We start from the raw sequence: 24,990 nt of genomic DNA on the forward strand, positions 1-24,990 counted from the left end.
AGTAATGGTTCAAACTAAGTTATATATTGTTTTATTTTTTTTTATTCATTTTTCGGTAATTTCTCAGGAGAAAATCCAGTTTGACAGTGTCTTTAATAATGATATAAAAAGTAAGGCAGAGAAATTTAAAGAAGAAATTAATTTTAGAAAAGCACAGTCATTCTTTATAAAAAATAATTGGGACTCTACTTTAGTCTATTCTATGAAGCAATTAAGCACTTCTAAAAATAGTGAGCTTAAAGAGTTCTGCAGATATTTTAGAGGTGTAAGCTTTAAAAATAAAAAACTGTTTAATGAAGCGAAAAAAGAATTTAATAAAATTAGCTCCTCGTTCAAGTTTTACTATCAAGTAAATACTAAATTAGGTGAAATTGCTTTACAGCAAAAAGAATTTGAAAAAGCGCTAAAATATTTTGAAGAGGTTGAAAAACTTTCAAAATCAATACAATTTGGACTTAAAAAAAGTATTGTCTTTCATAATAAAGGGATATGCTATTTACATTTGGAAAGGTTTGACGAAGCTGAAAAATATTTGTTTAAAAGTGCTGTTTTACAAGAAATTGAAGGGGACAGCTTAATGCTTGGAGGATCTTATATGGATATTGCAAATTTGTATTATACTCAATATAAAGACAGTCAGGCAATCCCTTTTTTTAAAAAAGCTTATGATTTATCTAAAAAAGTAAAATCATTTGAACTTAAACGTACTGCAACCTTAAATATGGCTGTAGTCGAAGAAAACAGAAAGAATTTTTCGCAGGCTTTAGTATATAGAAAAGAATTCGAAGCTTGGAAAGATTCTTTAAACGATCAAAATAAAGTCTGGGCAGTTGCAGATTTCGAAAAAAAGTTTGCTGTACAGCAAAAACAAAAAGAAGTCAATGTTCTTGCCGCCGAAAATAAAGCAAAAATAGCCGAAAGAAATGGGTTCATCATTTCTTCGGCTTTATTGCTGATTTTGTTTGGAACTGGAGTTTATTTTTACAGACAGAAAATTAAAAGCAGTAAAATTATTTTAAAACAAAAAAACGAACTGGATGAGTTAAATGCCACAAAAGATAAGTTATTTTCTATTGTAAGTCATGATTTGCGTTCGTCTGTAAATGCTTTAAAAACGAGTAACAGTAAATTGTTGGAAAATCTGGAAAGCAAAAACTTTTCAGAACTAGACGTTTTGCTTCATAACAATAGTACAATTGCAAACGGTGCTTATAATTTGTTAGATAATCTGCTCAATTGGGCTTTGTTACAAACGAAACAAGCTTATTTTTATCAGGAATCTTTACATCTGTCGTCGATTGTAAAACATGTGGAGTACAACTATAAGCCTTTAATGCTGAATAAAAATCTTGATTTTAAAAGCAATGTTAATGGCTCAGATTATGTTTTTGCGGATATGGATTCAGTAAAAATAACAATTCGTAATTTTCTGGATAATGCTATTAAATTCTCTAAAGAAAACGGATCTATTTCTATTTACTCAAAACCTTCAACAGAAGAGTTTTGTTATCTGGTGATAGAAGATACGGGTTTAGGAATGAGTAATGCAACAAGAGAAGAATTGTTAAAAGATACTGTACTGCTTTCTAAAAAGAAAAATGACGATATCATTGGAACCGGTCTCGGACTACAATTGTGTAAAAGCATGATTTACAAAAATGGCGGTAAATTAGAGATAGAAAGTGAAGAGGGTGTAGGAACTAAAATTATTATTGCATTACAAAAGTTTAAAAATCATGGATAACATAAATGTACTGATTATTGAAGACACGGCAGCAGAAAGTGATGCACTCGTAAAAGTACTTACGGATAATAATTATAATATTGTCGGAATCGCATCTACTTACAACGAAGCGCTTACAATGTTTTACAACAATGTTGTCGATATTGTGGTTATTGATGTTTTTCTGGACGGAAAACCCGACGGTATTACTTTTGCAGAAACTATAAATATTGTTCCGAACAGCGTAAAACCTTTTGTTTTTTTAACCTCTTCTAAAGATCGTCAGATTTTTGAAAGAGCGAAACTAACCAAACCTTTTAGCTTTTTAATGAAGCCTTTTAACGAACTTGAAATTCTCTATGCAATGGAAATGGCTGTAGAGAAATTCTATGAACAGTTAAATGTTTTTCATAGCGAAGATCAAAATACGGTTGTAAGCAACGATTCTCTTTTTATCAAAAAAAAGAAAGCCTTAAAAAAGGTGTATATGGAAGATATTGTTTACATCGAAGTAGAGGATCGTTATTGCAATATTATTACAGACACAGAAAAATTTGTAATTCTTATTTCGCTGACCAAAATAATGGAACTTTTAGATCCGATGCAGTTTATCAGAACGCATCGTAATTTTATTGTGAACTCTAGTAAAATTACGGAAATCGTTTTGAGTGATAATTTGATCGTTTTGAAAGGAAATCATCATGTAACACTCAGTGAAAAATACAAAGATGTAATCAGTAAATTTACAGTTCTAAAATAGAATATGATTTTATAGAAAACAAAAAGGCGCTATTTCAGCGCCTTTTTTAATTATCTCTTCTTCTCCTGAATTTAGGATCATTTCTATTTATAAAAGTGGTTCTCCTGCTCGGAATTTCGGGTTTTGGCAAACTCGCTTCTTCCGTTTTACTAGAAGGTGCGATTAATTGATTTAATTCTTTAATCTCGGCATCTGTTAAATCGCGATAACGTCCAACGGGAACATCCAAAGAAATATTGATAATTCGGATACGTTTTAAAGCCGTTACTTCATAGCCTAAATATTCACACATCCTACGAATCTGACGATTTAAACCTTGTGTCAAAATGATCTTAAAAGTGTTTTTACTAATCTGCTCGACTTTACATTTTCGGGTTACAGTATCCAAAATCGGAACTCCGTTACCCATTCGCTGGATAAAACGTTCTGTAATTGGTTTGTTTACCGTAACGGTATATTCTTTTTCGTGATTGTTTCTGGCACGGAGAATTTTGTTTACAATATCGCCGTCATTCGTCATAAAAATTAATCCCTCACTGGCTTTATCCAATCTTCCGATCGGGAAAATACGTTTTGGGTAATTAATATAATCAACAATATTATTGCGAACTTCTAAGTTTGTTGTGCATTCAATCCCGACAGGTTTATTGAAAGCCAGATAAACCATTTTTTCGTGCTTTTCCACGATTAATTTTCCGTCTATGCGTACTTCATCATCTGGTGAAACTTTCGTTCCCATTTCAGGTACAGCACCATTTATCGTTACACGGCCTTCTTCGATCAATTTATCGGCTTCACGGCGCGAACAATAACCAGTTTCTCCAATAAATTTATTAAGACGTTTTAGATTTTCTTCCATAATGCAAAAATAGAGAAAAGTTTAGACATCTTAGATTATTAAGCAGCTTAGATTTATCTCTGATGAAATTTGGAACTGTCTTCTGGAGTTTCTTTTCGTTCAAACATTCCATAATCGCGAACTACGTTTGCAATTCTTAAGTGATAATCTTTAAAAATTTCATTTCGTCCTTTTTGCTGTGCGTGGCGATGCATTTCGAGATTTCGCCATTTTTGAATGCTCTCTTCATCTCTCCAAAAAGACAAAGACAAAATTTTGCTGGGATCAGCTAAACTCTGAAATCTTTCTATTGAAATAAATCCGTCAATATGACTTAATTCGGGTTTTAAATTGGCTGCAATATCCAAATATTCTTCTTTTTTTCCTTCGTTCGGAATGACTTCAAAAATTACTGCTATCATCTTTTGGTTTAATTATAAAGTGAAATATAAATTGCTTTTGGTGATCTTGCATTTATCATCGGTTCATATTCTATTTCGTTTTCTAAAATACTAATTTTAAAATGCTTCAATAAATAATACAAAACGTTTGTGGTAAGTTGTACAGAAAAATATTTTGCCAGACACATATGACCGCCGATTCCAAAAGTCAGATGTTCAGAATTATTCTCTCTTTCGAAATCAAAATCAATTGCATTTTCAAATTTTTTTGAATCACGATTCGCTCCCGCAAGAACAACTAAAATAGAATCGTCTTTTTTAATTGTAATATTATTAAGCTGAATATCAATATTAGCAATTCTTCTGGTGTTATGAATAGGCGGATCAAAACGTAAAGTTTCAACAATCATTTTTTGAATCCAATTTTTATCTTTAAAAAGTGTTTCTTTCGAAATAATCTGTAATAATGCATTGCTCAAAAGTCCTCTGCAAGCATCATAACTCTGAATAAATAATCCAATTAAATTGACTGTACAAATCGATAATGTTTTTTCTAATGAAATATTTTGCGACGTCGAGATCTGACTTAGTAAACTTTCATAAAACGGGAGTTTTGAAATATGTTTGGATGTGATGGTATAGATTTTTTCTGCAATTTCATTTAATAAAATAGTTTCTTCAAGTGTTTTATTCGGAGACATTATTTTTACAAATGATGAAATTTTTTCACTAATAAAAATCGAATCTTGAGTATCAAAATCAAAACTTTTTAAAACAGTTAGAACGGGTAGTTTTTTACAAACCGAATCAACCCAGTTTATTTGATTTTGACTGATTTCGTTGTCAATCAATTCTTTTAAAATAGAATCTACACCAATGGTTTTCATATATGAAAAAAGAATATTAGCCGTTTCTTTAGCAATTTGATGTTGAACGCCATTTGATAATCGAGCCAAATTAGAAATGATTTCCAAGGCATAATGATTAAGATTTGGATTGAAAGGAAGTTGAGGAATATGAGCATTTTCGTTTTTTAAAACTTCGACACAATGTTCATAAGAATAAACGGCCCAGATTTTATTGGTTTCATCCCAATAAATTGGATTTTCTACTGTCATTTTCTCATAAAAAGGATAGGGATTTTTAATTTCAGATTGCAGAAATAAGGTTGTCATGATCTATTATTTTTAGCAAAGTTATTTAACTTTACATCGCAACACTTCAGTTTAGATTTAACTATATATTGAGTAAAATGGAAGATCAATTTATAAAAACAGCATCTTTAATAGGTGATCCGACCAGAGCCCTTATTATGTGGACATTGCTTGATGGAAAGGCTTTTACAGCAACAGAACTCTCAATTGTAGTAAATACATCGGCACAAAATATGAGTATGCATTTGGCAAAACTTTTGGATGCCGGTTTACTTGTGGTAGAAAAGCAAGGCCGTCATAAATATTATCGTTTTGCTAACAAAGAAGTTGCGTATGCGATTGAAGCTTTAGGAAGTTTGATTCCGCCAAAAACGCTTCAAAAAGAAAAAACAGAAAAACATTCTCCCATAAAACATTGCCGAACCTGCTATGATCATTTGGCAGGAAAAATTGGTGTGGCTGTAGCCGAAAGCCTCCTACAGCAAAAAATAATAATAGATTCAAATAATAAATTTGAGATAAGCCATGAAGGAATAAAGTGGTTTGCCGATTTCGGAATAGAATTGGAAGATCTCAAAAAACAAAAACGATTATTCTTAAAACCCTGTTTAGATTGGAGCGAAAGAAAAAATCACATTGCAGGTTCTGTTGGGGCATCATTATTAACTAAAATGATTAGCGAAGGTTGGCTGCGAAAAACAAAAGATTCTAGAGCTGTCCAAATTACAGGAAAAGGCGAAAAGGAATTATTCCGACTTTTTAAAATAGTAGTTTAAAGTTATAGCGAGAAAGTCTTTGGAACTTTGTTCCTCGGTTACTTCGTGCCTTCAGAAGAAAAAAGAAACTCAATTACTTTATCATAAAGTTCATCATCATGCATGCCGTGTCCTAATCCACTAGTTTCAATAAACTGACTGTTTATCCAATTACTGGCGATTTTTTTTCCTTCGGCGAAAGCCACAATTTTATCAGAAGTATCGTGCGCAACAAGTCCAGGAATATTAATAGTGGATGCAAATTTTTGACCTGAAAAATCTTCTAGTTTAAAATTAAAATGTGTCAAAAATCGGCTTTCAAGTAATGAAAACATTTTGGTGTTTAAACTCAGCATCGAAACATAATTATCAATTAAAACTTTTAAATCTGACGGGGCGCCAAGAATTACCATTTTATTGATACTGGTATTCGGAAATAAATATTGATGATATACGCAGGCAGCACCGCCAATAGAATGCCCGATAATAATTTCCGGCTGATATTTTTCTACTGCTTTGTTGATGAATTCTGCATAAAGCGGCACGTTGAATTCTTTTCCGCTGCTTTGTCCGTGTGCGGGCGCGTCAAGAGCAATAATCGTACTTCCCGATTTTTGAAGATGAGGTAAGGTTTTTTTCCAGCGTGAAGAATTGCTTTCCCACCCATGAACTAAAAGGATTTTAGTTTCGTTTCCTTTCCAGATATAAGTTTGAAAATGATGTTCGTTATGGTTAAAGGTTTCTGTTTCAGTATTTCTTAAAACTTTTGGAAGTTCTTCTTTTTGTAATCTCCCAATTCGAGGCTGACTAAAAAGGGCATAAGAAAGTTCTACAGCTTTTTGCGGACGCACATAACTCAAAAAGTTAATGTAAGACCCAACCGATTTTAATGTAATAAAACGAATTCCTTTTTTAATTTTCAAAACTTAATTTTTTTTCTAAAGGTAAAAAAAGGTCTGCCACGAATTACACGAATTTGCACGAATTTTTTATTCTCCTTAATTATAGACAAATTTAAATTAGTGAAAATTCGTGTAATTTGTGACAAAAAAAAGCAAAAAAAAGTCCCGATTTAATCGGGACTTGATATTTAGAATTTTGCGAACAATTGTTCCATTTTTTCTTTTTCTTCTTCAGCTAATTGCGTATCAACTAAGATTCTTCCAGAGTGCTCATCAGTGATGATTTTCTTTCTTGAAGCAATTTCAACCTGAGTTTGTGGTGGAATTGTAAAGAAAGATCCAGCAGAAGCTCCTCTTTCGATAGAAACTACAGCTAAACCATTACGAACACTAGTTCTGATTCTGTTGTAAGCAGCTAATAATCTGTCTTCGATTTGTGCAGCATATTCAGCAGATTTTTCAGTCAAGAAAGTTTCTTCTTTCTGAGTTTCTGCCATGATAGCGTCTAATTCAGATTTTTTATGTTTTAAATGAGAGCTTTTAGCATCAAGTTTTTCTTTTAAGTTAGAAATAACTTCTTTTTTGTGCTCGATAGAAGCTTTCATTTCTTTGATTTGCTTTTCAGCCAATTGAATTTCTAATTCTTGAAACTCAACTTCTTTTGTCAAAGAATTAAATTCTCTGTTGTTACGTACTGATTCTTGTTGTTTTGTGTACTTTTTGATAACCTCTTTATGCTCTTCAATAGCAATTTTCTTTGCTTTGATTTGCTCCTCAATCACTTCAAGTTCACCTTTCAGTTTCTCTGAACGAGTGCTTAAACCTGCAACTTCATCTTCTAAATCTTCAACCTCTAAAGGAAGTTCTCCTCTAACGTTTCTGATTTCGTCAATTCTAGAGTCAATAAGCTGTAAATCGTATATTGCTCTTAACTTGTCCTCAACACTTAATTCTTTCGTATTCGTCATATTTTATAAGTACTTAACTGGATTTGTATTTTCTTCCGATAAAATGATTGCAAAATTAAGAATTTTTTTTCGAAGATAATCAACAATATAATTTTTTGTATAGCGTTCGCTCTCAAAATGACCAATATCTGCCAAAAGTAACTTATTTTCAGCCTCATAAAACTGATGATACTTCAAATCTGCAGTCAAAAATGCATCAGCTCCAGCCTGAATTGCGTTTCTTATAGCAAAACTTCCAGACCCTCCTAAGACAGCAACTTTTTTGATTTTCTTTCCTAAAAATTCAGAATGACGAATTCCGTCAGCGATCATTTTTTCTTTTACAAAATGTAAAAAATCTTTTTCATCCATTTCAACTTCAAATTCGCCAATCATTCCTAAGCCGATATTCTGGTGTTGATTTTCTAAATTATAGATTTCATAAGCCACTTCTTCGTAGATATGATTGGCAAAAAGCGCTTTTAAAATTCGGGATTGAAGATGTTTTTCGAAAACAACTTCAATCTTGATTTCTTCACCCGTATGCAGTTTTCCTTTTTCTCCAATTACCGGATTGCTGTCTTCATTTCCCTGAAAAGTAAAAAATCCTTGTGTATTAAAACTGCAGTTATCGTAATTTCCAATTGTTCCGGCTCCAGCTTCAAACATTGCATTTCGTACTTTATCCGCATTATCTGGAACTGTAAAAGTGACTAATTTTTGAATGAAATTATTTTTAGGAATTAAAACTTTGGTATTAATCAATCCTAAAGCATCGCAGAAAATTTTATTGACGCCTTGCGAATGATTATCAAGCGCGGTATGAACGGCATAAATGGCAATATCATTTTTAATTGCTTTTAAAATAGCGCGTTCCACATAATTTTTACCCGTGATTTTTTTAATTCCAGAAAATAAAATAGGGTGAAAACAAACCACCAGATTGCAGTTTTTAAAAACAGCTTCGTCAATTACATTTTCCAGAGCATCGTGGCAAACCAAAACACCTGTGCTTTCAGTTTCAGGATCTCCGACTAAAAGACCAACATTGTCAAAATCTTCGGCGTATGCGAGAGGTGCCATTTCTTCGAGAACTGATATGATTTGTTTTATTTTCATTTTCATTTAAAAATTTAGATAAAAACAAAAGTAATTGATTTTTTGTACTATTTCAATTGAAGATGTGAACGCTTTTATCGTAATTATTTTTTTGAGTAAATTTTAGTTTGTTAAAATATAATTTTGCAAAATAATAGCTTTTGAATTCTTGAAAACGTTGATCATTATTGTAAAGTCTATTCATACTCATATGAATAAGATCGGCGATGTAATTTGATTTTACTAAATTGCTTTTGCTCAAAACATTGCCGACTTCTGTTTTTAAATTTGGAAAATCAAGAAAGTTTACGGCACTAGATTCATCTAAGTAATTTTTTACTTCGGCAAATTTTTTATTAAGCTCTTTTTTCAAATCAGCAGATAAAACAAATTCATTTGAAAATTGTTCGATATTGTTTTCACAGAAACGAATCATTTCATCTAGCTGAAAATCGAAAAATTGGAAGAACTCTTTAATTTTAAATATAGAGTTGCAAATGATTTCGTTGTTATCTTGATCTGTTTTAATACTATTTGTGATGGTATCAAGACTGTCCAAATAAAATATTTGTTCAGTTAGCTGTATTAATTCATTTCCACCATATCGATACATTTCTTGTTCATATGGTAAAATGGTATAGTTGAGAATTATGTTTCGCAACTTTAATTCATGTATTTTTTTTATAATATAATTTTTTACTTCTTGTGATTCTGTTTGGAACCGAACTCGTAAATGATTTTCAGGATAATCATATCTTACATAGAAGAATTTTTCTATACTTTTTTGAGAAAGAATAGTATCATCAATAATTGTAAGAAGATCATTCTGTGCATAAATATTACATTGTAAATTAAAGTAAAGCCAATTGGAAACTATCGGAATGTTTTGAGGGATCGAAGAATCGTTTTCTGGAATTATAAAAGAAGATTGTGTATTTATAAAATCTGTATTTTTAATGCTGGCTGCAAATTCATGTGCATAGTGTTTTTTGTCAAGCGAAACAGCAGGAAGAAATGATTCATACAAACATTCTGAAACATAAATTGTATTTGTTGTTTTAAATTTGGAGAATAAAATTTTTAATTGCTCGTCATTTTCAATATCAATAATGATATCTCCTTTGGTATCGGTTAATGATACCTTTTTACTGAAATTATTTTTTTCGATACTTTTAAGTACTTTCTTTTTAAATTCCTCAATAGTATAATTATCATTTATTAGCAGCATCTGAGCTGGGTAGAGTAAAATATGATTTTCCAGATAAATTCTCGGCACATACTGAATTAAAACGTTTTTATAATAATTTAAATTGAAGTTTATATGATGAATTTCATTATTTTGAGACTGTAAATCTGCCAGAAAACGATATGCTTCTGAATCTGAAAGGGCATTATTGATAGATGAAGTTACTCTCGGAATGACTTCTTTTTGATGTTTTTTTGAAACTAGAATAAAACGAGATCCATTAAATCTCATATAAATGTCGGACAATAAAATCGGGTTCGAATTTTTTGAATGAACGGTGTTTATTGGAATGTTATAATCATAATACTGATGTGAAGAAACAATGTTTAAAGCTCTCGGTCTAGCAATCACATTTAACTCGGCAATAATTTTTCCAGCATAGATTTCTTTTTCAAAATGCGCAATATCCTGACAGATAGATTCGGAAACATGATTAAAACGCGATAATAAATTAATGGCAGAAGTACCAGTAACAGATTTGCAATAAACAATTTCTTTTCCAGTTTTTTTGCAGTTTAGTAATTCAAATACAACATTAAATGTTGCTGGAAGCTGATTTCTATTAAATTCAATTTCTTTTGTATTCTGGAGATGCAGATCTCTGGAATCTGCAGCGAGAATTTTGGTCATTATATCAGAATGAATTCTACTTTCTGTTTTTAATTTAATACTAGAATATTTTAGTCCTGAATACGGATTAAAAACTTTGCTTAACGGAATAAAGCCATCGCTATAACTGTGATAAAATTTATTGCCAAATTCAAGTATTGCATTGGTAATCGGAGTATGGCTGTTATTGTAATTATAATTAAATTTTACATACTTAAGTAATTGTTCCTGTATTTCAGAACTTAGAAAATCATTCTCTTTTTCAAACAATGTAATAGAATGGGAATGTGCACTCTGAATCTCTTTGTCTGATAAAAACGAATCCTGTTCTTCAAGATATGAATTAGAAAATTGAGCAATATCACTTTCATTCTTTAACTCATGTATGTTTTTGTTTACGAGTTTAGAAAAATCTGGATGATTGTAAATTGTTTTACTGTACGGATAAAAAGTCGTTTCAGAGATTATAAGTCCTGCTTGAATTATTTCCAATAAAAAATCATCTATTTCCTGTATTGAAAAATCATTTTTCAGTAAGTCATCTGTAACTGCTTCAATGCTGGCGCCATTTTCAAATCTATCCATCAGCCATTGAATATCTTCATCGTAATCTATTTCAACATATTTTGTTTCATAAGAACCAATCGGAAGTTTTTGAGATTTGTAAAAACTTATTTTTTCTGGATTTAAAAAATATAGAGACGGATTAGTGAAATAGTTATGTTCTTTCCATTGCTGGTTTTCTAAAAGGGCTGTTTTTTCTGTAATATAAAAATTATCAAATTCTGTTTTTACCTCGAGTGTTTTTGATTTTGAGAGTGAAGTAATATCGCTCCATTCTGTCGTTCCAATACTGGTAAAAAGTCCAAAAGGAATTGGGTTAAAATGGGCTCTTGAAAAGTATTTTTTTAATGACAAATTTGTTTTTTCAAGTTTGTTTTTTTTTACATCATTGTAAAGGCTTCGGGATGCAAATAAAATTGAAAGCTGAAACAAGTTGTTTTTCGAAAAGAAATTCGAAATAGTATTTCTGTTTTCGTCATATGATTCAACAGGAAATGAGACTACTCTTTTTACAATTTTATTAAAGAATTTCATTTTTTAAATTTTAAAGTGGCAATTAAAAAAAACAGTAAGACAGAATGCTTTTATAATAAAATTTTAGTTTTAATATAAATTTAAACATTCGGTCCAATCATATGAAATCTGATTTTCGACAGTTAAAAAGGTTAGTGCTAAACCAGCCGAGCCATTTAAAATATTTGTTTCATTTATATATTTATCGATAAAGAATGACTTAAATTCAGTGTGATTTTTAGTTTGTTTTTTAAGGTTTTCAAACCAAATTGATGTAGTTTCTGGAAAAGACAAAGAAAGATTTGTTTTTTTTGCTGTCATATAATATTGTAAAATTATCCCAGAAGAACCATGACACAGAGCAAAATCGTTAACCAAAGATTCTTCTACGTTTATTTTAGTGGTCGTTTTTAATAAAATATCGGCATCTTTTTTTAGTTTTTCGTCATTTAAAAAAATACCCGAATTAAAAATTGCATTTACGATTCCTAAGTCACCCTGGCACCAGCCTAAACGTGCCTTAACAATATTAGAATCATTTATAAGAACTTGACTTGGATAAAATTGTTTAGATTCTTCATCATATATTTTATAGAGGTTCATGAAATCTATTGTTTTAATTATAGCAGAATCAGTATTTTGGTTTTCATGATATAAATTTTTTTGTAAAAAAATTAAGAAATTAAGCGTTCCAGACAGACCATGTGCCAAACCAAAATAAATACATTTTTGATTTGGATTTTCTGAATTACTCAAAAATACACTTTCTGGATTCTGGTTTATTTTGTCTGTTAAAGTATTTGAAAACTCTAATAGAATACGTTTTATTTTTTCTTCTTTCTTATCCCTATATCGTTCGATAAAATACAAAGCAATGCCAAGAGCTCCATGCAAAAAATCATAATAGTTTTTTTCACTTTCTTCTCGTAATGCCTCTTCTAATATATCATCTAATGCTTCAAAATATTCATCTTCAATTTCGATATTCTGATTTTTTATTTTTGATAAAACCCACCCGTAACCTGCCATTCCAGAGCACAAAGACGAATTATATACTTCTTCTGAAATTAGGTCGCTAATTTGGTCAATTATTGAAAATAATTTATTTTGGTATTCTTCACTAGGTTCAATTTGTATCAAATAATGATAGAATAATGCAATTCCAGAAAGGCCGTCAAGAACTCCAATTCTCTTTTCTGAAGCTACTGAGTTCCATATTTGTGGTTCAATATTCGAAATAATAATATCCATTCGATTTTGCTGTAATATATTGTTAGTTACATCCATCAAAAATAATTTTTTCGTCAGGTAAAATAAAACTATTGGTTTTCCAGTATTCTAAATTTTCGTCTACAGTATTGTTCAGATTGATTTTTAAAAGAGGACGATTTATTTTTTGAATGTTTACAGTTTTGATTTCATTAGACATTAAATTACTAACGTTGTAGGTGTCATATAAAAAAGAATTGTCTTTTGTTGAAGTAATAATAGACTTGTCAATCACATATAAATATTTTATGTAATATTTTCCTTCTGTTAATTTATAAGTAATAATAATTTTGTGATTCATCTGCGCTGTTTTATCAGCTTGGTTTTTAATCTCAAAAGCTTCTCTCGCTACACAGTGTTCATATTTTAAGACAGCAAATGTTTGTGTGTCGATATATAAAAAACCAGATGATTTTTTTGGAGCTGGATATCCATAACCTGTAGAATAAGTATCTGGCGAATTATTATTAAAACTTATTTTATAAACTTTTTGATCATTATAAATTACAATGCCTTCTTTTTTAAGTGTGTAAGATCCAGGTTTGTACAAAACATTTGACTTGCTAAGAATAAGATCGCGATCAAAAAGAAAAGCAAAAGTATTTATACCGCTGAATTTGTTTTTTGATAAATTTTTGACAACTTCCCTAGTCTGTAATATCTCTCCAAACATTTTTTCATCAGGATTGTTGATGCCTTTCATTCCTGAGGCATTATAGGTTGCAATAACAGATTCATCATGCGAAATAATTTCATCTTTTTTAATGATCTCATTTCGATAATAAAAAGTTTGATTGTATGGTTCTGTATAATAATTAAGTGCAAGATTGTTTTGGACTTTGGCAAGAATCTCTTCAGCAGATAATGCTTTTAAATTTGAATTCACTACAACTTCATCCAAATTAATTCCATTGAAATAAAATTGTTTTAGTCTGATTTTGATATTTTGACGATTACTATCAATTAATTTTTGTACAGAAATAGTATCTGAAATATATCCGAAAGCAGCTGTGACAATTTTTTTATCAAAATCTTCTTTTTCAATAACCAGACGAAATAATCCATCTTTGTTAGCAAGAATGCTTTTATTTGTTTTTAAAATAGAAATATCTGAATTAGCAATTGCCCGGCTGTTTTTAGAATCATGAATTTTTCCAGTTAGAATAAAAACATCTTTTTGATTCTCAGATAATCTTTCTTTCTCAAACGTTCGTGTTTCAGGCTGATATGATTTTTTGACGAATAGTATTCCATCAAAAATACTGTTCCATTTGGCTTTTATAGGAATATTGCCAAATGCCGAACAGTAAAAGGAATTAGTATCTTTTTTGTCAAATTCTACAAAAGTTTTGTAGTGTCCTTCGGCTACAAGTTGTTCCTCAATACTGTTTTTAGGAGGTGAAATAATAGGTAAAATTTTTCCTTCTACCAATCCATATTTTCCCTCATAAGAAGAAAAGGCAATACTGTAAATCTGATCTTTAAAATAGTTTTTTAGTATCCCTCCCATAGGTAAAGCACCTTCAAGAAGTTTTGCTCCACTTCCAGGAATATAATCTGTAAAACCAGTAGATTTTAATTCTAATTTAGATTGTTGCTGTAGATAATCTTCGGTTACTTCAGTATATTCTGTTTCGTTAATGTTTTTTGAGAAATGATAAGAAGCTCCCCAGCAGATCATTTTCTGGTTTGGATACATTTGGGATAAAAAAATCAAATTTTTCGCCATCTGTTCATCTCTTGGATTTTGAACTGCAATTTTTTGTTTTTGTAATTGCATAATATCAAAACCAGCATCAGAAATTTTGCTGGCAAAAACTTGCGTTATAATTTTTTCGTGAAAAGTGGGATTGTTAATTTTTTGTAGCGAATTTAAAATCAAATCGTAATCCTGATATAATTCTAAAGAATCTTTTTTGTTTGAAGCAATATTTGCTAAGTCTCTGTATACAAAAGCTTTCTCTATTCTTGTTAAACTATTTTTAGGAATTTCAATTTTTCTGTTTTCAAGAAGTTTTATTAAGTCATTCATATAATGATTTGAAAAAAGTAAACCTTCCTGATTGTCAAATCCTAAAATTTTTATAGTATCTTTTTGTTTTGCTCTTTGGTCAATATATGAAAGTAAATTTTGAAAAGATTTTGTGTCTGACCATATGTCTAAAATGCTTTGATCAAATATAGAAATTAGAGTTTTTTTCTTAGAATATTCCTCATATGCTTTATACTGATCATATAAACCGCTTTCAAAAACAATCATGTTGTAGTTCTGTTTTTCGTGCAGGTATTTTATAAGTTCTACTTTTTCATCAAAAGTAGCACCATCCCCATGAGATTGCTCTCCCAGTAATATTATTTTATTGGTTTTAATTTTCGGATCTAAGAAAGAATAATCATTTTTATTGATTTCGGAAAATTCACCAGATATTTTTTTTTGTGAAAAACTAAAATTAATAAGTAAGCTGAAGAATAAAGTAAAAAGGAATTTCATGGTATTATTGGGGATTTTCTAATCGGAGTTCTATTGAATTTAGCTTTTAATAAAATAAAAGCTAAAGGCTATCTATAAAAGACAGCCTTTATTTAATTTAAATCAAAACATAAATGTTTTAATTATGCAATTAGAGGTCCGCAAACTCTTTCACAAGAATTTCTAAGACTGCAAGTAGTTCCTATTGATAAGAATTGTTCTTGCTCCTGACCACCATTAACTTTTTTTTGTTCTTCTTTAGTAAGTGTTTTAACTTTTAAATTTTCTAATTTTAATTTTTTCATCTTTAATTTTTTAGATGTTAATAATGTTAGGTTATTTTTGATTTCTTGCTAGTAAAACTTCACCACGTGCACTTGGAGGCATTAAATTAGTTAAAGAAAATTCGTTCTAAAAATAGCACATTAAAAAATTATTTTGCAGTATTTTTTTTCTGTTTTTTTTGATTTTTATTAAATATGTAGTAATTGCTGTTGTTTTTTGTTAAAAAATTTATTTTTAAGAATAAAAAACAACTATTAGATCTTTATATTCAAAGTAAGGCTAAACCTACCACTTTTGGAAAGCCTTTTTTCTCATAATTCATTTATTATAATTATTTCTTGTTAATTAGCTCAAAAAGTTTTTTTGAATTTAGATGAATGTTTCAGAAAGAAATGTTTAAAATAGATAAAGAATGTTTTGTAATTTCGTAAACTTATGAACATACTTCGAAAAATACTCTTTCCTTTCGCCGTTTTGTACGGATTCATTACTTCAATCCGTAATTTTCTTTTTGATAATGGATTTTTAAAATCAACTTCATTTGATCTTCCTGTAATTGCAGTGGGAAATCTAAGCGTAGGCGGAACTGGGAAAACACCCCAAATTGAATACTTGATTCGTTTATTGTCTGATAAATATAAAATTGCCACTTTAAGTCGTGGGTACAAAAGAAAGTCTGATGGTTTTGTTTTGGCTGATGAAAATGCTAATGCCGAAATTTTGGGTGATGAGCCATTTCAGTTTTATCAAAAATTTCCAAATGTGATGGTTGCAGTTGATGCTAATCGGACGAATGGAATAACGCAATTACTTTCGCAAAACGAAAAACCTGAAATTATTTTGCTGGACGACGCTTATCAACACAGAAAAGTAAAAGCAGGCTTTTATATTTTACTGACATCTTACGATGATCTATATGCTGATGATTTTATGCTTCCAACAGGAAATTTACGAGAAAGCAGGAGCGGGGCAGAAAGAGCTAATATTGTTGTTGTTACAAAATGTCCAAATAATTTGACGGAAGAACAACAAGCTAAAATTAGATTGAAACTTAAGTTAAGTTGTTCACAACAAATCTTTTTTACTTTTATAAATTACGATGAAGTGATTTATGGAGCAGCTGAAAAAATTTCAGTAAGCGAAATTAAATCAGAATCTAAAATCCTTTTGGCTGGAATTGCAAAGCCAAAACCATTTTTTGATTATTTAAAAAATGAAAACGATGAATGCTTGACTTTTCCTGATCATCATCATTTTTCTGATGCCGATTTAGAAACTATTCAAAATAAAGCAAACGGAAAAAAAATAATTACAACCGAAAAAGATTACGTAAGACTAAAAGATTCAAAATTAATTTCTCAGTTGTATTATTTACCAATAAAAAGTTCTTTCATCAATCACCAGCAAAATTTTGACGCGACAATTTTGGAATATGTCAAAAAAAGCTTAGAATCTTAACGTGTCAGTATCTCAGCAACTTAGAAATTAATCAAAAAACTTAGCAATTGTGCTGTAAAATTCGTCTGGAACAAAAGGTTTTGTGATCACATCATCCATTCCGAAAGAAAGCAGCATATCTCTATTTTCGTCAAGTGATATAGCGGTTAAAGCAATAATTGGAGTTGCTTTGTCAAATTCTCTAATTAACTTCGTTGCAGTTGTTCCGTTGATTCCTGGTAAATGCACATCCATCAAAATCATATCAAAACGTTTGACTTTTAACAAATCAACTGCTTCTTCACCGTTATCAATAATCTCACAAGTTATGGATTTGTTTTCGAGCATTTTACGCGTAATCATCTGATTGATTTTGTTATCCTCAATCAGTAAAATTGATTTATGTTTCAATTGTTTATCGCTGTAAGGTTTAACTTCTTCGATTACTTCCAATGGTTCATTATTAATTTGAAAATTTAATTTGAAAGTAAACGTAGAGCCTTTACCCACTTCACTTTTTAATTTGATTTCGCCGCCCAACAGTTCGATTAGTTTTTTTACAATGGTTAGGCCAAGTCCTGTGCCGCCATATTTTCTATTTACTTCAATAGATCCTTGCGAAAAACTTTCAAAAACAGATTGTAATTTATCTTCAGGAATTCCGATTCCGGTATCTACAATTTCAAAATATATAGTTGCATTTTCCTCTTCTTGAGAATAGAGTTTTGCAATGACATTTACGTGGCCGTTTTGAGTAAATTTTAAAGCATTGTTAATCAAATTTAGAATGATCTGAGATAATTTGGTAGGGTCGCCAATCAAGTTGTCGGGAATTGCTTTGTCTATTTCTAAATTGAAATAATTTTTATTGGCGGTAGCTAATTCTTTAAGAGAACTTTGAATGTTGAAGAGAAGTTCCTTTAAGTTGAAACTGATATTTTCTACTTCAACTTTAGTCGAATCAATTTTGTTAATCTCAAGAATTTCGTTGATAAATGTAGTGAGGTAATTTCCAGAGAATTTAAGTGATTCTAAATATTTTAATTGTTTTTTCTTCGGATTATCTTCTAATAAAATATGAGTAATTCCGTTAATAGCATTCAATGGCGTCCGGAGTTCATGACTTACGGTTGATAAAAATTCGGAACGTGCTTTTGAAGCTTTTTCAGCTTTATTTTTGGCAAGAATCAATTCTTTGTTTTTCTCTCGAAGCAATAAATTATTCTGATTTCTGATGATATTGTTTTTATACAAAGCCAAGCTTAAAAGTGACAAAATCGAAATCAATGCAATGGCAAGAATACTAACAAGTTTGGAGTAACGATACGTTTTGAGCTGAATTTTTTCTTCGCTTTCCCGTTTAATTGTATTGTTTAAAGACTGTGCTTTTTTGAATTTTTCGAATTCATTAAGATCAATCTTGGTATTTTTTAATCTTAAAAGATAATTTTCGATTTGGTAATGCTCGTCCAAATAAGAATAGGCCAAATCAAAGTTTCTGTTTTTTTTGTAGAATTGGCTGATTGCTAATACAATTTTAGATTTCTGTGCAAGATCATTTGTTTTTGCATTGTATTCTAATGCATTATCAAAATAAATAATAGCAGAATCATTTCGTTTAAGCTGTGTTTCAATTAGTCCAAGCTGATAATAGGCATCTATTTTTGTTTTTAAAATAGATGCATTGTCTGTCTTTTTCGTTATTTTTTGAAAAGTCTTAGCTGCTTGTGTTAAATCTTTATTGGCTTTTAGTGCTAATGCCTTTTGATAATCTAAAACTTCGGCATGATCAACAATATTAAGCTGTTTTAGGAGATCCTGAGCTTTTATATAATAAGTTGAAGCGGTTTTATAATCGCCTTTTGCTGTATTAGTTACGCCAATATAATGCAATGCCAATACTTTGGTACAGCTTGGTTTTAAAGTATCAAAGAGAGAAACAGTTTTATGAAAATTTTTTAAAGCCTCTTCGTATTTCTGCTGATTGTAATAAATTTTCCCCAGCTTAAAAGTCTGATTGGCCAGGTTTTCTTTTTTACCGTTTGCCTCACAAAAATTAATTGATTTTTTGGTGTAAAGTACTGCCTGATTGTACTTTTTATTGTTAAGATTGGCATTGGCCAGCTTGTTATAATAGGAAACGCTGTCTGTACTCTTTTTAGTTTGAGAATACAAAAACGAAGTAAAAAAACAAACAACAATAAAAAGATAGTATTTCATGTATTGCAATGCTTTTACAATGAATTTTATTTTTTTCTTAACAGTAAGATCAAATCTATCAATCGTGATGAATAGCCAATTTCGTTATCGTACCAACCTACAACTTTTACCATTTTATCGATAACCGAAGTGAGTTGTGCGTCAAATAAACACGAATGTGTATTGCCAATTACATCGACCGAAACAATCGGATCTTCTGTATAATCTAATATTCCTTTTAAATTTGTTTTTGAGGCTTCTTGAAATGCTTTATTAATTTCTTCAATGGTCACTGCGCGTTTTACATTGAAGGTAATATCTGTCAATGAACCGTCTGGAACTGGTACACGAATACCACAACCTCCGATTTTATTATGCAATTTAGGAAAAATTTTTGTTAATGCCTTAGCTGCTCCTGTAGTTGTTGGAACAATTGACTGACTTGCACCTCTCGCCCTGCGTAAATCCTTATGCGGCTGGTCGTGAAGACTTTGGTCTGTTGTAAAAGAATGTATCGTTGTAATATAAGCTTGCTCGATTCCGCACAATTCTTCGATGATTTTAATCATCGGTGCAGCATTGTTAGTGGTGCAGCTCGCATTAGAAACAATATTTTCTGTACCTTCTAAGATATTTTCATTTACTCCTAAAACTACTGTTTTTATAGTGTCAACTTCAGAAGGAGCTGATAAAATAACTCTTTTAGCTCCCGCTTCTAAGTGAAGATTTAAATCTTCATGTGTTTTGTATTTACCTGTTGATTCAATTACAAAATCAATATTGTGTGATTTCCAATCTAAATTTATGATATTTTTTTCATGAAAAAAGAAAAAATGACGCCCGTCTACAATAATTCCATTTTCATCAAAATTTACGGCAGCAGGCAAAACGCCGTGAATACTGTCATATTTAATTAAATGCGACATTGTTTTGTTGTCCGCGATATCGTTTATGGCAATAACTTCGATGTCGGGATGATTTAAAAGCAGGCGAAATAAATTTCTTCCAATTCTTCCAAATCCATTAATAGCTACTCTTGTTTTCAAATGAACGGTAATTTGTTAGGTAGTTTAACTATCCAATTTAATTTTAAATCGGATAGTTAAACGAATAACTTTTTTTAAAGAATGTGTTTTTGTGCTTTATATGAAGAACGAACTAGTGGTCCGCTTTCTACATGTCTAAATCCTAGATCAAGACCAAATTTTTCGTATCGGGCAAATTGCTCAGGAGTAATAAATTCTTTTACAGGAAGATGTTTTTTTGTTGGTTGTAAATATTGTCCAATAGTTACCACATCAACATTAGCATTTTTTAAATCGGTCATAGTCTGAAAAACTTCTTCTTCAGTTTCTCCAAGACCAAGCATAATTCCAGATTTAGTTCTGTTAATTCCTTTTTCTTTTAAGTAACGCAGCACTTCAAGGCTTCGGTCATATTTTGCCTGAATTCTAACTTCACGTGTTAAACGGCGAACAGTTTCCATATTGTGCGAAACCACTTCTGGATTGGCTTCTACAATACGGTCAATGTTTCTTTCCATTCCTTGAAAATCAGGAATTAAAGTTTCTAAAGTTGTATTCGGATTCATTCTGCGAATAGCTCTTACAGTTTCCATCCAGATAATAGAACCGCCATCTTTCAAGTCGTCTCTGTCAACGCTTGTCACAACAGCATGCTTAATGTTCATAATTTTAATAGAACGAGCCACTTTTTCAGGTTCGTCCCAATCTACCGTTTCTGGTCTTCCGGTTTTTACGCCGCAAAAACCGCAGGAACGCGTGCAGACATTTCCTAAAATCATAAAAGTAGCGGTGCCTTCTCCCCAGCATTCTCCCATATTTGGGCAGCTTCCCGAGGTGCAAATTGTATTTAAGCTGTATTTGTCAACCAAACCTCGAAGTTCGGTATATTTTTGTCCAATTGGAAGTTTAACCTTTAACCATTTTGGTTTTGCAGGTGGTATATTTTCAACGACTGTTTCCATATATCAATATTCAAAAGACAAAGATACGGAATGTAGTTTATTTGAACGCTTTAATTTGCTATTCGTTTATTCTCAAGTTTAGTATCGCTGTTTGAAAAATATTGAATTTTAGTGTTAAATTATTGTTTTATTGAGTCTTATAAATCCTGTTTTTTGAGTTTCTGATATTTGTTTGTGCTATTTTTTGAGTCTTTTAAAAAATCAAGATTCTGTCTTAATCTGTTATAAATTAGGCTCAACGGGATAATGGTAGTTTTTTGCTGTAGTAATTTTGTTGTTAATATTAATCAGTTAAAAAATTATAAAAAATGAGATTTATTGTATTAGGAATTTTATTTACTTCTTTTAGTTTTACAAATATGAATGCGCAAATTCTTTCAGACAAAACAATGGGAGCTGTAGGAAAAGGTATAAGTGGTTTTACTTTTAGTGATGCAGATGCCGCTGCATTAGCAAAAGAAGCTATTGTTGTAATGGATCAAAATAATCCTGTTGCAGGTCCAGCCGATGGTTACACACTTCGATTAAATCGATTGTTTGGTAATCATATTAATAGTGAAGGTGTTGATTTGAATTATAAAGTTTATTTAGTAAAAGATATAAATGCTTTTGCAATGGCTGACGGAAGTGTTCGTGTATTTGCGGGCTTAATGGATATTATGGATGATAATGAATTACTTGCTGTGATAGGTCATGAAATCGGCCACGTTGTAAATCATGATTCAAGAGATGCTGTAAAAGCGGCATATAAAAAAGAAGCTTTATTAGATGCTGCAGCAGCTCAGTCAGGAAAAATTACGTCTCTTACAGATTCTCAACTAGGAAAATTGGGTAGTGCAATGATTGATAGTAAACATAGCAGAAAGCAAGAATCAGAAGCCGATTTGTTTTCTTATAATTTTATGAAAAAATATAATTATGATGTGAATGCCGTAGAATCGGCATTTAGAATTCTTCAGAAATTAAGTGAAGGTCAAGACGCTTCGTTTTTTGCTAAAATGCAAAGTTCGCACCCAGATTCTGGTAAAAGAGCCGATGAAGCGAAAAAGAGAGCAACAAAAGACGGATTGTATAAAGCTTATGAACAGCAAAAGATTGATAATACTGCGCCAGTGGTAAAGACAACGGCAAAAAAGGCTACAACTCCAAAAAAGACAGCAAAAAAGAAATAATTATTGTTGGAAACCGGTAAATCTTAGATCTGCCGGTTTTTTTTATGTCATGAAAATACCATTTTAAATGCATTCTTAATTCGCCTAAAATTTATATCTTTATTTGTTAAAAAAGAAGTTTTTAATAAAATGGAAATAATATTTTGTTGTACTACATTTGATGTTAAATTGTAATTATAAAAAATATGAGAAAGAACTTTGTAATAATGACACTTGTGTTGGCATCTTTTAGTTTTACTAAAATGACAGCACAGATTAATTTTGGTGAAAAAGCAATAGGTGCAGTTCAAAAAGGTGTTGCAGGTTTTACATTTAGTAATGCCGATGCTGCAAAATTATCTAAAGAAGCAGTAGATAAATTAGATGCTGAACACGAAATTGCCGGACCTACAGATGGTTATACTTTAAGATTGAATAGAGTATTTGGAAAACATGCTACTACAGATGGCGTTACACTAAATTATAAAGTGTACAAAATAAAAGAAGTTAATGCTTTTGCAACTGCAGACGGAAGTGTTCGTGTATATTCTGGTTTAATGGACATTATGGATGATAATGAATTAATTGCTGTTATTGGACACGAAATTGGCCACGTTATCAACAATGATTCTAGAGATGCAATTAGAGCAGCATATCAAAAAGAAGCTTTGATGGATGGTGCAGCTTCTCAATCGGCTACTATTGCAACTGTAACAGACAGTCAGCTTGGTAAAATTGGAAGCGCTATTATCGATAGTAAATACAGTCGTAAGCAAGAATCAGAAGCAGATTTGTTTGCTTATAATTTTATGAAAAAAAATGGTTACAATGTGAATGCGGAAGAATCTGCATTTAGAATTTTAGCTAAAATGAGCGAAGGTGCAGAAGCGTCGTTTATTGATCAAATGATGAGTTCACATCCAGATTCTAAAAAAAGAGCAGATGATGCGAAAGCAAGAGCAGAAAAAGATGGTGCCTACAAGTTGTATGTACAGCAAAAAATCGTGAACACTGTTCCGGCTACAACAACAAAGAAAGCGACAACGACTAAAAAAACTACAAAAAAGAAGAAATAAAAATCTTTAAAGTAGAAAAGTATAAACCCCGACAGATTCAAGATTTGTCGGGGTTCTTTTTTTTATCCTAAAACGTGGAATGCAAGTACTTTTTGTACATCATAAACATTAACCGATTTATTGAACTGCTTTACAATACTCGGATTTAATTCGCTTGAAACCCAAATTTTTAATTCGGCATCAAGATCAAAAGTTCCAGCAGTTTCGACGCTGAATCTTGTAATGCTTTTGTACGCAATAGATTTGTATTCTGTTTTGCTTCCAGTAAGACCTTGCACATCAACCAGAATTAATCTTTTGTTAGTGAAAATAAAAGTATCACGAATAAGTTTAAAACCCATTTCGATTTCTTCATTATCAGTCAAAAGCTGTCCGTATCTTTTAATTAAATCTTCTTGGCTTACAGCGCCTGCATTGCCAAGAATTGCAGAAAATATTCCCATTGTTTTTGTTTTTGATTTTTTAAGTAAATTGATTTATTTGTAGTAAAAGTAATAAAAACAGAATAGTTTTTACACGATTAAAAGGTTAAGTTAAATTTAGATTTATAGTGAATCTTTTGATTTAACTTAACCTTTTAATCATTAGTGGAATGAAAGCAAAAAAAAAGCAGAACCTAAGTTCTGCTTTTTTATTATTTATTGTATTTCCGTTTTTATTGTAATCGGAAGATTATATGCGGTACGCACTGCTTTTCCATCAAGAATTCCAGGCGACCATTTAGTTTTTAATGATTTTAAAACTCTAATGGCTTCTTTTCCCATTCCATAACCTGGATCGTTTTTCACAACGATATCTGTTAAAGATCCGTCTCTTTCAACGATAAAAGAAACATATACTCTAAGTGTTTTTTCTTCATCAAGTTCTGGTCTGTTAAAATTTCTTCCAACATAGTTATAGAAATTCTGGATTCCACCAGGAAACTCAGGCATCTTATCTAGAGCAGTTGGAATAAACGGTTCATTAGTTGGAGTAACTGAAACAGGGCTTCCGTTTTCTACGCCGCCAGGACCTCCTGGTAACGGATTAGAAGTAGCAGGTCCAGTTCCCGAATTAGCATTGTCAACAGTTGGTACGTTATCAACATTTGGTGCAATATTTTGTACCGCATCTTGAGTTTTACTTACTACAGGATTAACTAATTGTTTAGCATCTGTAGCAGTTGTAGTACTTTGTTGTACTGGCGGTGCTATTGGCGCCGGCGGAGGCGTTATAACATGCGGATCGATTGTTACGGGCGTAAGCGGTATGTCAATCGGCTCCTTAGGTTCCACAATCGGATCGGTTTTGAATTGATTAATCAAAACAGGTATGCTACTCACAGCAGTTAATAACAATAAACCCATAAATAGAGCAGTGACAGTGGTTTTAGCATTCTCTTGGCGTAATTGATACGCTCCATACTCTTTGTTTCTGTTTTCGAAAACAAGATCAGTCCACTTGGATTCGTAAAGGCTTAATTTAGACATAATTTTGGGTTTTAAGGTTAAGTAACTTTAAATCATACGCAATAAGTTTTGGTTGAGCTACAATAGGAATTGTAGTTTTAATGTGTGGAATAATTAACTTTTTAAGAACAAAGAAAAGAAATTCTTGTTCTTTTATT

The 24,990-nt window shown here is 31.1% G+C and carries 21 protein-coding genes; 6 read left to right on the plus strand and 15 right to left on the minus strand.

The genetic code is table 11. From position 1 onward, the window contains the following. Positions 1-4 precede the first annotated feature (4 nt). Both ACFSC2_RS03110 and ACFSC2_RS03115 read left to right on the plus strand, forming a co-directional pair. Entirely contained in the window at positions 5-1,744 is a 1,740-nt protein-coding gene (locus ACFSC2_RS03110; protein WP_379816154.1) for an ATP-binding protein, read from the plus strand. Then, entirely contained in the window at positions 1,737-2,483 is a 747-nt protein-coding gene (locus tag ACFSC2_RS03115) for a LytR/AlgR family response regulator transcription factor (RefSeq protein ID WP_379816155.1), read from the plus strand. The genes ACFSC2_RS03110 and ACFSC2_RS03115 overlap by 8 nt, the downstream gene beginning before the upstream one ends. Before the next feature lie 46 nt (positions 2,484-2,529). Here the strand turns inward: ACFSC2_RS03115 and rluF are convergent, their stop codons facing one another. The 3 genes from rluF to ACFSC2_RS03130 are packed head-to-tail and all read right to left on the minus strand — an operon-like array spanning position 2,530 to position 4,897. Beyond that, complete coding sequence (gene rluF, locus ACFSC2_RS03120) at positions 2,530-3,342, minus strand: 23S rRNA pseudouridine(2604) synthase RluF (RefSeq protein ID WP_379816156.1); 813 nt, start codon at positions 3,340-3,342, stop codon at positions 2,530-2,532. 53 nt (positions 3,343-3,395) lie between these two features. Further along, positions 3,396-3,743 (minus strand): antibiotic biosynthesis monooxygenase family protein, encoded by a 348-nt coding sequence (locus ACFSC2_RS03125; protein WP_379816157.1) that lies wholly within the window; start codon positions 3,741-3,743, stop codon positions 3,396-3,398. An 8-nt stretch (positions 3,744-3,751) separates the two neighbouring features. Continuing rightward, complete coding sequence (locus ACFSC2_RS03130; protein ID WP_379816158.1) at positions 3,752-4,897, minus strand: cytochrome P450; 1,146 nt, start codon at positions 4,895-4,897, stop codon at positions 3,752-3,754. Between the two features lie 77 nt (positions 4,898-4,974). Here ACFSC2_RS03130 and ACFSC2_RS03135 point away from each other — a divergent pair, with 77 nt between their 5' ends. Beyond that, positions 4,975-5,652 carry an ArsR/SmtB family transcription factor gene (locus ACFSC2_RS03135; protein ID WP_379816159.1) on the plus strand — a complete coding sequence of 226 codons (678 nt, stop codon included), beginning with the start codon at positions 4,975-4,977 and terminating at the stop codon, positions 5,650-5,652. Between the two features lie 38 nt (positions 5,653-5,690). Here the strand turns inward: ACFSC2_RS03135 and ACFSC2_RS03140 are convergent, their stop codons facing one another. The 7 genes from ACFSC2_RS03140 to ACFSC2_RS03170 all read right to left on the minus strand — a co-directional run bounded on the left by ACFSC2_RS03140 (position 5,691) and on the right by ACFSC2_RS03170 (position 15,554). Further along, on the minus strand, positions 5,691-6,554 hold the full coding sequence (locus tag ACFSC2_RS03140) for an alpha/beta fold hydrolase (RefSeq protein ID WP_379816160.1): 864 nt from the start codon (positions 6,552-6,554) through the stop codon (positions 5,691-5,693). A 167-nt stretch (positions 6,555-6,721) separates the two neighbouring features. Next, on the minus strand, positions 6,722-7,501 hold the full coding sequence (locus ACFSC2_RS03145; RefSeq protein WP_379816161.1) for a zinc ribbon domain-containing protein: 780 nt from the start codon (positions 7,499-7,501) through the stop codon (positions 6,722-6,724). A 3-nt stretch (positions 7,502-7,504) separates the two neighbouring features. Continuing rightward, entirely contained in the window at positions 7,505-8,599 is a 1,095-nt protein-coding gene (locus ACFSC2_RS03150; RefSeq protein ID WP_379816162.1) for a Nif3-like dinuclear metal center hexameric protein, read from the minus strand. 52 nt (positions 8,600-8,651) lie between these two features. Continuing rightward, positions 8,652-11,531 carry a lantibiotic dehydratase gene (locus tag ACFSC2_RS03155; protein ID WP_379816163.1) on the minus strand — a complete coding sequence of 960 codons (2,880 nt, stop codon included), beginning with the start codon at positions 11,529-11,531 and terminating at the stop codon, positions 8,652-8,654. Positions 11,532-11,600: 69 nt separating this feature from the next. Continuing rightward, entirely contained in the window at positions 11,601-12,797 is a 1,197-nt protein-coding gene (locus ACFSC2_RS03160; protein WP_379816164.1) for a lanthionine synthetase LanC family protein, read from the minus strand. Then, the gene (locus tag ACFSC2_RS03165) at positions 12,784-15,270 is read right to left on the minus strand and encodes an erythromycin esterase family protein (RefSeq protein ID WP_379816165.1); all 2,487 of its coding nucleotides are present in this window, start codon (positions 15,268-15,270) and stop codon (positions 12,784-12,786) included. The genes ACFSC2_RS03160 and ACFSC2_RS03165 overlap by 14 nt, the downstream gene beginning before the upstream one ends. Positions 15,271-15,392: 122 nt before the next feature. Beyond that, on the minus strand, positions 15,393-15,554 hold the full coding sequence (locus ACFSC2_RS03170; protein ID WP_379816166.1) for a hypothetical protein: 162 nt from the start codon (positions 15,552-15,554) through the stop codon (positions 15,393-15,395). Between the two features lie 415 nt (positions 15,555-15,969). Here ACFSC2_RS03170 and lpxK point away from each other — a divergent pair, with 415 nt between their 5' ends. Continuing rightward, positions 15,970-16,992, plus strand: coding sequence for a tetraacyldisaccharide 4'-kinase (lpxK, locus tag ACFSC2_RS03175; RefSeq protein ID WP_379816167.1), 1,023 nt, complete (start codon positions 15,970-15,972; stop codon positions 16,990-16,992). 27 nt (positions 16,993-17,019) lie between these two features. Here lpxK and ACFSC2_RS03180 read toward each other — a convergent pair whose 3' ends face one another. The 3 genes from ACFSC2_RS03180 to lipA form a co-directional block, all read right to left on the minus strand. Further along, entirely contained in the window at positions 17,020-19,191 is a 2,172-nt protein-coding gene (locus ACFSC2_RS03180; protein WP_379816168.1) for a tetratricopeptide repeat-containing hybrid sensor histidine kinase/response regulator, read from the minus strand. A gap of 26 nt (positions 19,192-19,217) precedes the next feature. Further along, a complete protein-coding gene (gene gap, locus ACFSC2_RS03185) occupies positions 19,218-20,216 on the minus strand; it encodes a type I glyceraldehyde-3-phosphate dehydrogenase (RefSeq protein ID WP_379816169.1) in 999 nt (332 codons plus the stop codon). Between the two features lie 74 nt (positions 20,217-20,290). Continuing rightward, positions 20,291-21,157: a lipoyl synthase gene (gene lipA / locus ACFSC2_RS03190; protein WP_379816170.1), complete on the minus strand. Its 867-nt coding sequence runs from the start codon at positions 21,155-21,157 to the stop codon at positions 20,291-20,293. Between the two features lie 308 nt (positions 21,158-21,465). Here lipA and ACFSC2_RS03195 point away from each other — a divergent pair, with 308 nt between their 5' ends. Continuing rightward, positions 21,466-22,329: a M48 family metalloprotease gene (locus ACFSC2_RS03195; protein WP_379816171.1), complete on the plus strand. Its 864-nt coding sequence runs from the start codon at positions 21,466-21,468 to the stop codon at positions 22,327-22,329. Between the two features lie 185 nt (positions 22,330-22,514). Further along, positions 22,515-23,384, plus strand: coding sequence for a M48 family metalloprotease (locus ACFSC2_RS03200; protein WP_379816172.1), 870 nt, complete (start codon positions 22,515-22,517; stop codon positions 23,382-23,384). 62 nt (positions 23,385-23,446) lie between these two features. Here the strand turns inward: ACFSC2_RS03200 and ACFSC2_RS03205 are convergent, their stop codons facing one another. Together ACFSC2_RS03205 and ACFSC2_RS03210 are read right to left on the minus strand one after the other, a co-directional pair. Next, positions 23,447-23,827, minus strand: a complete 381-nt coding sequence (locus ACFSC2_RS03205; protein WP_379816173.1) for a PH domain-containing protein — start codon at positions 23,825-23,827, stop codon at positions 23,447-23,449. Positions 23,828-24,022: 195 nt separating this feature from the next. Further along, complete coding sequence (locus tag ACFSC2_RS03210) at positions 24,023-24,853, minus strand: energy transducer TonB (RefSeq protein ID WP_379816174.1); 831 nt, start codon at positions 24,851-24,853, stop codon at positions 24,023-24,025. Positions 24,854-24,990: the final 137 nt, after the last annotated feature.

The sequence above is a fragment of the Flavobacterium artemisiae genome (assembly GCF_042678225.1).
Lineage (GTDB): Bacteria > Bacteroidota > Bacteroidia > Flavobacteriales > Flavobacteriaceae > Flavobacterium > Flavobacterium artemisiae.